Source organism: Niastella sp. sgz303648, from assembly GCF_059587045.1.
Window position 1 is genome coordinate 782,029 of sequence record NZ_JCAPSW010000001.1, and the last position, 14,130, is coordinate 796,158.

Annotated in this window: 8 protein-coding genes; 6 read left to right on the top strand and 2 right to left on the bottom strand. The window is 47.0% G+C overall.

The features are described from left to right. The first annotated feature begins 6 nt into the window (after positions 1 to 6). The 5 genes from AC59IL_RS02795 (at position 7) to AC59IL_RS02815 (ending at position 7,026) form a co-directional block, all read left to right on the top strand. Positions 7 to 534: a hypothetical protein gene (locus tag AC59IL_RS02795; protein WP_496550552.1), complete on the top strand. Its 528-nt coding sequence runs from the start codon at positions 7 to 9 to the stop codon at positions 532 to 534. Positions 535 to 554: 20 nt separating this feature from the next. Continuing rightward, entirely contained in the window at positions 555 to 1,763 is a 1,209-nt protein-coding gene (locus AC59IL_RS02800; protein ID WP_496550553.1) for a lanthionine synthetase LanC family protein, read from the top strand. A 57-nt stretch (positions 1,764 to 1,820) separates the two neighbouring features. After that, positions 1,821 to 2,018: a class I lanthipeptide gene (locus AC59IL_RS02805; RefSeq protein WP_496550554.1), complete on the top strand. Its 198-nt coding sequence runs from the start codon at positions 1,821 to 1,823 to the stop codon at positions 2,016 to 2,018. An 86-nt stretch (positions 2,019 to 2,104) separates the two neighbouring features. Further along, positions 2,105 to 4,546, top strand: a complete 2,442-nt coding sequence (locus AC59IL_RS02810; RefSeq protein ID WP_496550555.1) for a TonB-dependent receptor — start codon at positions 2,105 to 2,107, stop codon at positions 4,544 to 4,546. A gap of 26 nt (positions 4,547 to 4,572) precedes the next feature. After that, positions 4,573 to 7,026 (top strand): TonB-dependent receptor, encoded by a 2,454-nt coding sequence (locus AC59IL_RS02815; RefSeq protein ID WP_496550556.1) that lies wholly within the window; start codon positions 4,573 to 4,575, stop codon positions 7,024 to 7,026. On the opposite strand, the gene AC59IL_RS02820 is transcribed toward AC59IL_RS02815, so the two are convergent. Together AC59IL_RS02820 and AC59IL_RS02825 are read right to left on the bottom strand one after the other, a co-directional pair. Further along, positions 7,023 to 7,682, bottom strand: coding sequence for a class I SAM-dependent methyltransferase (locus AC59IL_RS02820; protein ID WP_496550557.1), 660 nt, complete (start codon positions 7,680 to 7,682; stop codon positions 7,023 to 7,025). The genes AC59IL_RS02815 and AC59IL_RS02820 overlap by 4 nt on opposite strands. A 92-nt stretch (positions 7,683 to 7,774) precedes the next feature. After that, a complete protein-coding gene (locus AC59IL_RS02825; RefSeq protein WP_496550558.1) occupies positions 7,775 to 11,932 on the bottom strand; it encodes a sugar-binding protein in 4,158 nt (1,385 codons plus the stop codon). 440 nt (positions 11,933 to 12,372) lie between these two features. Here AC59IL_RS02825 and susR point away from each other — a divergent pair, with 440 nt between their 5' ends. Next, positions 12,373 to 14,004: a SusR family glycan utilization regulator gene (gene susR / locus AC59IL_RS02830; RefSeq protein WP_496550559.1), complete on the top strand. Its 1,632-nt coding sequence runs from the start codon at positions 12,373 to 12,375 to the stop codon at positions 14,002 to 14,004. The last annotated feature ends 126 nt before the right edge of the window (positions 14,005 to 14,130 follow it).

Below are 14,130 nucleotides of genomic sequence, written 5' to 3' on the forward strand. Positions count from 1 at the left end.
GATCACATGAACGACTACGAAATAAAACAACCGCTCCCCGACGATCACCCGGTGTACCAGCTGAACAACGGCGGGATCGACCCTGGCATAACCGCGATGCCTAACTGGATTGTACGATGGGGCACCGTTATGCTTTGCGGGCTGTTTGCAGCCTTTTGGGTTATCGCAGGCTTTATCCATTTTCCTGACATTATAAATGTCCCTGTTCGTGTAATGGGCCCCCACCCGTTTGGCAGGGAAGGTTTTGTGGCCGAGGGCAGGGTGCCGGCCGTGCTGGCCGGCCGGATATCCCGGAACGAAACAGTAATCATTTCGCTGGCAGCGTATCCTCAGGAAACATTCGGGACTTTCGCGGGAAGCATTCAGCGAATAATTCCATCCGCAGCAGACAGCGGAGCCCTTCTGCACATTGTTGTAAACGGCACAAGCCTGAACAAAGCGCTTCCGCGCATACCCCATGGGGATGGTAATGCACAGGTGGTCATCAACGACAGAACCCTGCTTGGCAGACTTTTCGACAAGATCATACGATAATTATAAAATAATGAATGAATATGGAAACTTTCGCGAGAGCCGAATTGCTGAGAACATCTTTAGAAAGGATTGCGGAGGATTGTGCGGCATTCAAACCTAAAAAGAAAAGTGTCGGGCTTTTTAGCGGTAAGGCGGGAATGGCGTTATTCTATGCCTACCTCTACCGCTGGTCGGGAAAACAGGATCATTTTGATCGGTTCTCCGCACTGCTTGATGAGTGTTTCGCAGAAATGGGAGATGCCACGATGGGTTCAAGCCTTGTCGGGGGCATCACCGGCATTGGCTGGCTGGTACGGCACCTGGTACACATTGGAATATTGGAAGAGTCGTCCCTCGACTCGCTGGAGATCATTGAAAAGTATATCCTGCAGTCACTTTCGAGGGATGGAGCAACTAAAAGGTTTGAAATTTTTAAGGGAATAGCCGGGAAGGGACTTTATTTCCTGGAGGGGCCGATGACGGCAGCAGGGCAGGAAGGAATAGAACAGATCCTGACCATCCTTCAATCCGGAGCGATACCCGAAAACGGCGGTATCGCCTGGACGACAAAAAGCTGGAGTGGCGACGAGCTCTATTATGATCTTGGGATACCGCATGGCATACCGGGGATCATCCTTTTCTTATGCAGGGCCGTCAGCGCCAATATTCAGCGCGATCTTGTTCTTGAACTGATCGATGGCGCCGTGCGCTGGGTATTGGCGAAAGAGCAGCGCCTCGGGGTGGGATATTTCCCGCATATTGTAGGCCGGGAGTTTGCCGGCAGGCTGGCCTGGTGCTATGGCGACATGGGGGTTGCGGCAGCGTTGCTCGAAGCAGCCGAAGTATTGTCATTGCCGGCGCTCAGGGAAAAAGCGATCATGCTGCTTGATAAAGAAGCCGGCCGTGATTTAGGTTCTGCGCGGGTTTTCAAACATCCCCGGTATAACATGTACGACAGGGGACTATGCCACGGCACTGCAGGCATCGCGTTACTCTTCAATAGCTTTTATAAAAAGACAGGGATAGACAGTTTGCGAACCGCAAGGGATTACTGGACGGATACTACCCTTTCCATTAAAACAAGTGTGGGCAAGGGCATCGGTGGTTATATATTTCCTTCTTCTGACAACAAGGATATATGGAAAAAGAACCCCTATGTGCTGGAAGGATCGGGAGGAGTAGGTCTGTTTTATCTGTCACTGCTGAACGAAGATCAGCTTCCATGGGAAAGAATATTGCTGTTGCGTTAGGCGACAGAAAATATAAAGATGGTTTTTTTAATGTTAATCAATTAAACTTTTACGAAAATGAAGAAAAAAATCGAAGTAAAGCTTGAACTGAACAAGCAAACCATTGCAAAGCTCGACCCAAAGTCGATGAAAAAGATTAAAGGTGGCAACGTTCCAGATGGTGATACTGGCGATGGCGATGGAACATCCGCCAGCGACACAGGCAGCAAGGGTTCGGATTGCAGCTGCAAATGTTGCGCAAGCATCATTGATTAAAAGCAGTCAATATTATCCCTTTCCCGCAAGGGAGGGGGATAATATTCACACACAATTTCTTTATCATTGTATATAATTCCCCCTGCATGAAATACTTTTCAGGCCTTATCCTTGTGATGATATTCGCTGTTTGTCCCCGGCTGATGGGGCAACAAAAGTCGGTTGTGATACAAGGGAAAGTTGTTTCTGATGCACCGGTGTCTTTTTCTACGGTAGCGTTACTGCGTGCCCGTGATTCTTCCGAATTGACCCGTACAGTCACCGATTCATCGGGCCGGTTCGATCTGACAGTGAATACCGAAGATGCCTGCTTCCTGACGGTTAGCCATGTGGGTTTCCAAAAGGCCTCCTCACCCGTTTTCAGGCCCGATACGGCGGCAGCCGGCTTGCTTCATTTTTCCATCAGCCTGAGCCGGAATGCAACTGAGTTAAAAGAAGTGAAGGTAACGAAAACGCCGGTGATAGAGCGGAAGCTCGACAGGATAGTCGTTCGTGTCGACAATAATATCGTTGCCAGTGGAGAATCTGTTATGGAGCTGCTCAGGACTTTGCCGGGGATTGTCATCGATGGCTCAAACAATGTGTATATAAAAGGGAAATCAGATATACGGGTAATGATCGATGGCCGCGAAACTTATTTGAAAGGCGATCAGTTGAAGAGCTTACTGGCGGGTATGCCTGCCGGTAATGTGCAAAAGATAGAAATTATTTCCAACCCGCCTGCCAGATATGCGGCTGAAGGGGCAGGTGGTATGATCAACATTATTACCAAAACGAGAGAAACGCCCGGTATATCCGGCAATATTTATTCCACCTATGCTCAGGGTATATACGCAAGGGCCGCTTCCGGAGCATTGGTGAATTTCAAAAGTAAGCGCCTGCTGTTCACAGGCTCCTATGATATCACCCGTACCTCGAGTTTTACTGATGGATACGAAACCCGGAAGTTCCTGTCTTATTCTCCGGTCATTACCTTCCATCAGGAGTCGCATCAACCCGCTACCGCAACGAACCACTATTATAAAGCAGGCGTTGACTGGAGCATTGCGCATAACCAGGATATTGCTGTTTCCTTCGATGGATCTGTGTCAGAAACGGGCAAGCACTATAACTCAACGTTAAATGCTTACAAGGACCCGCATGCTGTTGACAGCTCATTTTCAATTGACAATTTCACGAATACCCATTATTCCAATGCCAACCTGAATGTCGACTATACGCTGCGCATCGACACGTTGGGCCAAACACTGGCGGTCAACTACAGCCATTTGCAATTCTATAATAATGACACCAACAGCTATCATTCGCTTTTCTTCAACAGCCTGGGCGAAAATCCCCGCCCTGCGCAATTGGATGGTTCCTATAATAAGGCGGATATCCGCGTAGATGCTTATAAGTTAGATTACAAACGAAATTTACCGGGGAACATCCTGCTTGAGACAGGCGGAAAGTACACCTCCTCTGTCACCGACAACGACATCGCTTTCTATACTTTTCAAAACGGAGCGTTCAAGACAGATACCGGCCGCACCAACCATTTTATTTACACCGAGAACATCGCGGCAGCGTATATCTCAGCCCGGAAGAACTTTAAAAAACTGGATGTTCAGATGGGGCTTCGTTATGAAGACACCCGTGCGAAGATCGACCTGATCACCAATTCCCTTGTCATCCGTCGTCATTTACAAGGTCTTTTCCCCACTTTATTCCTCGAATACAGGATCAATGACAACCATAAACTGAACTATACATCCGGACGGCGAATAAAAAGACCGGATTATGCTATCCTGAATCCTTTTGCTTTTTATTTTGATCCCTTTGCTTATTCAGTAGGCAACCCTTACCTGCTGCCGCAATATACGTTCAACAACGAGCTCACCTATACTTATAAGGATGAGAATAGTCTTAGTGTGGGTTATTCGGTCACCAACAACCTGCTCAACGAGATCACTATACAAAACGATACCTCCAAAACGGTGGCTTACCAGTACGAAAACATCAATAGTAGCAGGAATCTTTACGTAGAAGCATACGTGCCATGGAAGTTTACCTCCTGGTGGAGCACCAGCACAGACGTGAATGTAACCTACACTTCGATCACAGGCAATGCTGCCTACGGCATTTTCTCCAATAAGCGCACAAGTGTCACCCTCAGCTATAACAATACCTTTACTTTCGCGAAGCTTTATACCGCCCAGCTCAGCGCACTCTATTTCGGTCCCTTTGCAGATGGAGTAAACATATATAAAAGCAGGGGACGGCTGTCGCTGGGCCTAAGGAGATCTTTCTTTAAAAAAAGCCTGACGGCGGCACTGCGCCTTAACGATATTTTTTTCACCGATAAATGGCGTGGCACTACCAATGTGCTGAACCAGGACATCTATTTACGCCAGGTGCGTGATACGCGACGGGTAGGAATAACGCTCACTTACAATTTCAAAAGTGGTGCGAAGTTCAACGAGCGGAAGGTGCAGTTCGGGGCACAGGAGGAAAAGAGCAGAATGAGTATTACGCCGAAAACGAATTAACAATCATTGTATATAATTCCCCCTGCATGAAATACGCGTTAGGCCTTCTCCTGGTGATGATATTCGCTGTTTGCTCCGGACAGATGGTGCAACAAAACCCATCGGGCCGGCCGGTGGTGATTCAGGGAACTGTTACCTGCGATGCACCGGTATCCTTTTCAACGGTGGCATTGCTGCGTGCCCGGGATTCATCCGAGGTGACCCGTACGGTCACCGATTCATCGGGCAAATTCTATCTGAAAGTCAATACCGGGGATGCCTGTTTGCTGGCGGTTAGCCATGTGGGTTTCCAAACGGCCTGGTCACCCGTTTTCAATCCGGATACGGCGAAAGAAGGCACGCTGCATTTTTCCATCAGCCTTCGCCAAAATGCAACTCAGCTAAAAGCGGTGGAAGTAACTCAGCTGCCGGTGATCGAGCGAAAGCTCGACAGGATAGTCGTTCGCGTCGACAATAATATCGTCGCCAGTGGAGAATCTGTTATGGAGTTGCTCAGGACCTTACCGGGTATCGTCGTCGATGGCGCTAACAATGTTTATATAAAAGGAAAGTCGGATATACGGGTAATGATCGACGGCAGAGAAACCTACATGAAGGATGATCAGTTGAAGAACCTGCTGGCGGGCATGCCGGCCAATAATATCCAAAAGATAGAGATCATTTCCAACCCGCCTGCCAGGTATGCGGCTGAAGGAGCGGGAGGTATTATCAACCTAATTACCAAAACAAAAGAAACGCCCGGTGTATCAGGCAATATTTATTCCAGCTATGCCCAGGGTGTAAACAATAGGGCTACAGCCGGGGGATTGGTGAATTTCAAAAATAAGCGCCTGCTGCTCACAGGCTCCTATGATCTTACCCATGGCACGTTTTTCTTTAATGATGACGAAACCCGGAAGTTTCTGTCTTATTCTCCGGTCATTACCTTTCACCAGACAACGCACCGTCCTACTACCTCCACGAACCAATATTATAAAGCAGGTGTTGACTGGAGCATGGCACATAATCAGCATATCGCTGTTTCCTTCGATGGATCTGTGTCGGAAATGAGCAAGCCTTACGGGGCCACCCTGCAGGTGTATCATGACCCGCATGCCATCGATAGCTCATTTACCATCAACAATTTCACGAAGTCGCATTATTCCAACACCAACCTGAATGCCGACTATACACTACGTATCGACACTTTAGGACAGGCCCTGACAGCCAACTATAGCCATTTGCAATTCTATGCCAATGACACCAACAGCTATCATTCGCTTTTCTTCGACAGCAATGGCGCAAATCCGCGCCCCGCGCAAATGGATGGATCCTATAACAAGGCGTCTATCCACGTAGACGCTTATAAGTTGGATTACAAACGAAATTTGCCGGCGAAGATCCTGCTCGAGACAGGCCTGAAGTACACCTCCTCTGTCACCGACAACGACATAGCTTTCTATACCCTTCAAAACGGAGTGTATAAGACAGATACCAGCCGCACCAACCATTTTATATATACCGAGAACATCGCGGCTGCGTATATCTCGGCCCGGAAGAACTTTAAAAAGCTGGATGTTCAGCTGGGGCTCCGGTATGAAGAAACCCGTTTGAAGCTTAACCTTATCACCGACACCCTCGTCATCCGCCGTCATTTACAAGGTCTTTTCCCCAACTTATTCCTCGAATACAGGATCAATGACAACCATAAACTGAACTATACTTCCGGACGGCGGATAAAGAGACCGGATTTTGCAGCCCTGAACCCTTTTGCTTTTTACTATGACCCTTTTTCTTATTCAACAGGCAACCCTTACCTGCTACCCCAATATACGTTCAACAACGAGCTCACTTATACCTATAAGAATGAGTATAACCTTAACCTGGGTTATTCCATCACCAACAACCTCCTCAACCAGATCACTATACAGAACGATACCACAAAAACAGTGATTTACAAAAACGAAAACATCAACAGTAGCAGGGACCTGTATCTGGAAGTATATATGCCATGGAAGATCGCCCCCTGGTGGAGCACCGGCACAGACGTGAATGTAACTTACACTTCGATCACAGGCAATGCAGCCTACGGCGTCTTTTCTAATAAGCGCACGGCAATCTCCGTCACCAATAACCATACTTTTTCTATCGCAAAGCTGTATACTGCTCAGGCCACCATTATCTATTATGGTCCGAATGTGTATGGCGTAAGTGTATTTAAAGGCAGGGGACGGTTCTCGCTGGGTTTGAAGCGGTCTTTCTTTAAAAAAAGCCTCACGGTGGCGCTACGTGTTAACGATCTTTTTTTCACCGATAAAGTGCGTGCCACTACCACTACACTGAACCAGGATATTGCGTTTCGAACTGTGCGTGATACGCGACGGGCAGGCATAACACTCACTTACAATTTCAGAAGTGGTAAGAAGTTCAACGAAAGCAATGTACAGTTCGGAGGTCAGGATGAAAAGAACAGGATGAGTATTACGCCGAAAACGAATTAGGATTTTTTCAGCACATAAATACTGACGCCGATGTCTTCTACCTGCATGTTTTCCTGCTGTAGGCACCAGGGCATGAGCCGGCTGATGAAAGGTTTGGCCATCAATCGCTGTGGCGTGCTGAGGATAATGAGGGTTCCTTTTCGTATGAAGTCTTCAAGCACATCGAAGAGGGTATCAAATTCAGCCGGATCATAATTGATATCGCTCAGCAATAATACATCCGGGTGCAGGTTGTGGGGCAGTTGATGCCAGTTGAGCCAACGGCTTCCCATATTGTTAAAGCGATTGTGGTCGATTGTCTTCTGCAATACCTGTACGGCTTCTTCAGACTGGTCGCTGACACAAACTTTTTTTGCCTGCAATCCCGCTGCTACCAGCGAAGGCAAACCGAGGCCTGCCGCCAGTTCCAGCACTTCTTTATCAAAAACATAATCGTTGTGGTTGTCGAGGAAGATACTGAGTGCGATGGCCGCCGGCCAAATCTGTGCCCAGTATGGAAAAGGAACGTGGTAACCCTGCTGCAACAGTTGTTCGTAATTTGCTTTTAATTCATCCGGCACAGGTATCAGCAGCTCCAGGCCCATTCTTTTAAAGGAAAGACAATGCACTTCGAGGGTGGCATTGATAAACGGTATGTTCGAAGAAGGTGTTTGCATGCAGTGAGCGTAGTTAAAATCAGGGCAATTTAATGCAAAAGGGGCTGACCAAAAAGGTCAGCCCCCATACAATGATCAATGCGTTGTTTTGCTTATTGGATCAAAAGTTTTTTATTGATCAGCCTGGTACCGCTTTCATACTGTACCATATACATTCCTTTAGATAATCCCTGCAGGTGCAATGGTATCCGCAACCCGCCTTTGGTGGTATATACCATGTGACCAGCTATATCAAATACTTTAATGGTACCTGTTTCGGAAGCACCCCATACCAGTACGGTTGCACTTCCATTGCTAACGGGGTTAGGCAGTACCTGTATGCCCGTTTCGCCCGTGGTAGCCAAACGTAAATTCTGCTCAACCAGGTTATTCACCAGGGCCGTTGCCGTATTTTCAAGTATCAGGGTACCGAAAGCAGTAGTGCTCTGGTAATTGTTAATGGTACCCTGCCATACCCCCTGGGCATCGCGATCACCTCCATCATCGTCATCATCATTCGCTATATCGAACCCTAATTTCACCCCCGTTGCCGGCGTAATGCCCAACTGCGACCAGGGTATGCTTATTTCCACCGTATATCCGCCATTGATGGCTGCCCATGCGTGCTGTACACCGTTAACAGCCACTTTACTGAAGAGGGTGCTGTTGTTCCAGCCTTTTATAAACTGGTTATCGTACCCATCATAAGTAGCCAGTTTGTTGTTATTGGCATCTATAAACACTTCAACGCCATCGTTATTCCAGGGATCGGGCGAGTCGTTGTTGAGCGTATTATCGAGCACTTTGGCGGCTATGTACAGGTTATTATTATCCCATAATGCACCAAATGTGACGGTATTATTCAACGTGCCGATAACATTTTTGCTAACATTATTATTCAGTTTCCAGTTAGCTTCGTTTACAACCCCATCAATGGTTATGGTACCGCCGGCCGGGTAACCATGTACTATACCCGATGCCGAAAGCACAGTTACAGTTACATCGTCTGCTGCGGTTAACATTCCATCGCTTATAGTTAACCGGAATACATACGTATTGCCATCTGCCAAACCCGATATTACCGGTGTAGCAGTAGCGGCGCCGGTAATGGTAACGGAAGTACCGCTCACCTGCGTCCAGCTATAGGTTATGGTATTGCCTTCGGGGTCAGTGCCCGTTCCATGCAGCGTAATACCTGTTGCACCTGCATTCAAAGTGGTATCGGCGCCCGCATTGGCAACAGGTGGCTGGTTGGTACTGCCGCTACAGGTGGTCATATACACGGTACCAAAAACCGAAGGGTTTTGAAAAGCGGTAGTATTGGTGGCAAAACTGGTTAGCTGTGCATCGCGCGTGCCGCCGTTATCGTCATCATCTACCTGTACGTCGATGCCAATGGCTTTCCCGATAGCCGGTATGGTGCCGATGGTTGTCCAGGGTATGGCAATTTCTGCATTATACCCCGAAGCAGTTGCCACCATTTTGAAATTTATGCCGGTGGTATTGGCAACTGAATTGCTGCCGGTGTAAACGGTATTGTCGTTCCAGCGGAAGCCAAACTGAAAATCATTCACGCCGTCGTAGCTGGTCCCCTTGCTGTTATTACCATCAATGAATACTTCCACTACATCGTCTTCCCACCAACTGGCCCCTGAGTCGTTGATGCGGGTGGCATCGCCTACTTCTACCAGCAGATACAGGTAATTGTTATCATAAAGGGCACGCCATTTTCCACTGTAGTCGGCAGGGCGGGTGCCTAAAACTACCTGGTCGATGGTTTTAACCGGCGCTGAGCCCCATGCGGCTTCTATGTTGGCATCAATAACAGGCGGCGTACCGTTTACCAGCGCAATTACCGGCGCTGCACAGGGCGGGTTGTCGTTATCGGCAATAGTGATTACCGCCACAGTATCGGGCCCCAGGTTATAGCCGGTGCCGGGCAACAGGGTAAGCTTTATTGTTTCGGCGCCTTCAAACTGGTTGTCGTCAACCGGGGTTATGGTAATGGTTTGCGAAAGCTGCGATGGGGTAAGCGTAACAGTACCGCTCAGCGCAGGGCTGGCAGTATAATCGGCCGTTGTTGCCGTACCACTAACAGTGTAGGGTATGGTAACAGATTGTGTTATGCCTGCTGTGCTGATGGTAAAGGCTCCGGTATTACCACCTTCCCCTGCGGCATCATCTGTAGCCTTTACATTTACTGCGGCATTCACTGTAATTTTTTTGGTGGCTGTTTTACCGCCGTCGCCGGTGGTTACCGTAATGGTGGCTGTACCTGTGCCCACGGCAGTAACTTTGCCCGAAGCATCAACGGTAACTACCGATGTGTTGCTGCTGCTGTAGCTTACTGTTTTATTGGTTGCGTCGGCAGGTATAATTACCGGCGTTAACTGAACAGATTGATTCAATGCCAGGGTGGTATCGCCCGCCGGACTGATGCTTACACCTGTAACCGGTACGTTCACATTTTGAAAAATAAGCTGAAAAGCAGCGTTGCGGTTGATGTAGGTACCCGATTCGGCATCGGTAACCGAGAGATTATTAAATGTGGTGGTTTGTGAATTGGCCTCACAGTAAATACCAAAGCCCCCGTAGATATCTGCGGGCACATTGCGGGTAACCGTATCTTTACCCGTGCCGTTGATGGCCGTATTGGTAAATACAATATGGTGCAGGTTGTTGCCGTTTAAACGAATGGCATCGCGCTGTGAATTGATGATGGTGGTATTATCGAACTGCATATTAAAGATGCCGGTGCCTGCAAAAAATTCAATGGCTCCCCTACGCTCGTTCCACAGGTCGTAACTTGTTCCGCAGTTTTCGATGGTGTTTTCATAAAAATGAATAACATCGCCGGGATATTCAAAACCGAAGCCGGCAAAGTCGTTGGTAAATCGTATACCCGACCCTGCTACCCCATCTTTAATATAATTATGATGCACCTGGTGACCGGTACCGCCAAAGATGGCAATACTGCCGGCCCGCCAGTTGTTTTCGATGGTATTATTACTGAAGGTGTTGTTGCGCTCCTGCACCGACCCCTGTACATCACTGGCGGGCCACATGGCCAGCGCATCATCGCCGTTGTTGCGCAAACTGCATTGGGTTACTGCAGAACCTGAGGTGCCAACGCAAAAATTAACGCCATCGGCATAGTTATTACGTATACGGCAATTGGCAATGGTCAGGTTTCTGGTTACATCAACGGGGTAAGGCGCATCGTAGCCGCCAATCCAGAAACCGCATTCAAAATGTTCTACCCAAACATCATGGATATACGATCCATTACCGTAAGTGCCCATGAAGCCTTTATAAATTTTGTATTTCTGTCCGTCGCGCGGGTTTACTTCATCGTACTTCAACCGGTCGTTATTGGCGGTTCCCAAAGTGAAGTTGGATATCTCTACCCCACTGCTGCGGGCCATGAACCCTCCGTAAAACTGTTTATCTGTTGAAAAATAAACCTGCGTGTACCAGATGCCGGCGCCGGTTATTTTCATATTGGTCACGTTCAGCAACATTTTATCGCTTATTAAAAAACGGCCTGCCGGTATATAAACATTTTTTCCCTGCGAAGCTGCTGCCGCAATACAGGCATTAAAGGCGGCATAATCGTCGGTTGCATCATTGGCTACCGCGCCATAATCTGTTACAGAAAGATAGCCTGCAGGTTGGGCAATGGCAACCGGCACGGGCTCCAGCTCAACAAAATCGACCCCATAGGTAATACCATCGTTGTTTACTTTCTGGATCTTAATGGTATCGCCTGCATTGATTGTATTGTCAACGGTAAAATGTACTTCATCAAAACGCATGAATGTTTTTACACGGGGGGTTTGATAAGGGTCCCCTTCTCCGCCCACATCAAAATACTGGTAGGCCCAATATGAGCTCAGGTTAATGGTTTTTGCCAATATATTATTTACGTACAGGTTTAATGATCCGCTAAGCCCTGTGCCCGAGCTGTTATCGGGCATGGTAAACCGCAGGTTTACCCCCCTGGCTGCTGAAGTGGTTTTCCATTGTACGTATGATCCGGCGGAGGACAGGCTTACATATCTTTGATTGGAGGCTTCGGAGGCAATGTCTGATTGAATAAACTGCACCGAGGATTGTAATGAAGCGCCTCCGCCATAACTGCCGTTTTCCGATTCATAACGAGTGTATGGCATATTGCTCGCGCCCCTTGGCAAACCATCGCTTTGCGCCTGCAGGTACAAAGGCGCATAACAGGCGAACAATAAAGCAAACTGAAATACATTTTTTTTCATAATTGATGGGATGTGGTTTTATAAAACGCCAAACGCAAAATGCTAAACGCTAAACGCCGAACGCTGAATACGTATTAAGCGTTATGCGTTAGGCATTAGGCGTTGCACGTTATGCATTAAGCGTATTTCGTAAAGTAAATCAGGTTACAGTCCACAACCAATTAGTATAACAGAAATATATACGATTGGGGAAAAAACAATGTTTTTTTTAAAGCAGCGTTTTGTAAATCAGCGATTTAATGTTGTAATTTGTTTTTTTATATATAACGGTCGTATCCATCGATACGTAATAATAGAATACAGATATTATGAAATTTACCCTGCTGCCATACCTTATAACATTTTTTTTAATAGTGTAACAGGTCAAAATGATGGAGTCGTTTACAGTAAAGAGTACTAACTAACAGGTGATATTGCCGTCCCATTTTCAAAACGATAATATGAAAAAGTTCTTGCTGTTGTTCGCTTGCCTGTTCATATGCCGTAACCAGTATGCCCAAACGGATACCCTGACCCGTTCCCTGAAGCAATTGAACGAAGTTTTACAGCATGCGCACGATTTCGACCAGCAAAAACAAGCCAGAATCGATTCATTAAAACAATTGATGGCCGCTGCCAATAATAACAATTTGCCTGCCTTGTTCAAAGGATACGAAAACCTGTATAGTGCTTATAAGGTATTTCAATACGACTCTTCGTACAACTATGCCAAAAAGTTGCTGGCGGTTGCGCTTCGCCTCAACGATCCTTCCCTGATCAATTATGCCCGTATCAGAATGGGTTTTTCACTGTTGTCGTCGGGTATGTATAAAGAAACACTCGATTCCCTGTCGGCTATACAGGTCAGCGCCGTGCCCGATAGCGGCAGGGCTGAATATTATGCCCTGATGGGAAGATATTATTACGACCTGGGCGATTATGATAATGACCAGTACCATACACCCCGGTACAATGAAAAGGGTGCACAGTACATCGATTCTGCCCTGGCGCTTTATGATAAAAATTCTTACGACTATCTTTATTATGAAGGATTGAAAGAATTAAGATCGGGCAACCGGGTCGATGCCAAACGTAATTTTGATCAGTTGCTTTCACGTACCGGGCTCACTCCGCACCAGGTGGCTATAACAGCTTCTACATTAAGTGACCTTTATATTCAAAACGGCGATAACGACTCCGCTATTCTTTTGCTTATCAAAGCCATGATCGCCGATGTGCAATCAAGCACCAAGGAAACTTCTGCAGCCTTTATTCTGTCGACCTTATTATATAAAAAAGCCGATATCAAAAATGCGTCGGTATGCATCAACCAGGCATTTTCAGACGCGGTGTTTTTTGGCGCCCGGCAACGAAAAGTGCAGGTGGGCGATGTGCTGCCCCTGATCGAAGCGCAGAAATATGCCATCGTAGAACAACAAAAAACAAAATTGCTTTGGTATGCGGGGCTCGTTACCTTTTTGCTGCTGCTGGTAATAGCCCTTACGATCATTGTATTAAAACAATTGAAAGAAGGGAAACGTGCACAGAAAGTGATCCTTGAAGCGCATCGCAATACGCAGGAGGTGAACAGGCGGCTTTCGGAAACCAACGAAAAATTAAATGATGCCAATAAGATCAAAGAAGAGTATATAGGTTATTTCTTTAATGTTAACTCAGAATTCTTCGACAAGATCGAGCGGCTCAAAAAGTCGATAGACCAGAAATTAACCGACCGCAAGTTCGACGAGATCCGGTTCCTCGTAAACAACATTAACCTGAAAAGAGAAAAGGAAGACCTCCTGAAACATTTCGATCGTGCCTTCCTGAAACTGTTTCCCAATTTTGTAGCCGAATTCAATGAACTGTTCAGAGAAGAAGACCGGATTGAACCGGAAGATAATGAGTTGCTCAATACCGACCTGCGGATCTTTGCCCTTGCCCGGATGGGCATTCATGAAAATGAAAAGATCGCGCATATTCTGCAGTATTCCGTCAACACCATCAATACCTACAAGACCCGGATCAGGAACAAATCGATCGTGCCTAATGAAGAGTTTGAAAAAAGGATCATGCAAATAAAAACCATTGATTGAAGTCCGTTACAGGTTTCAGGTTCCAGGTTGCAAGGAAAAACAGTTGCTAATTTTCTTTATGTTCAAGCCCTGTAACCTGAAACTTGTAACCTGCAACCCGAACCATCATTCAACGCCGTCTCATAT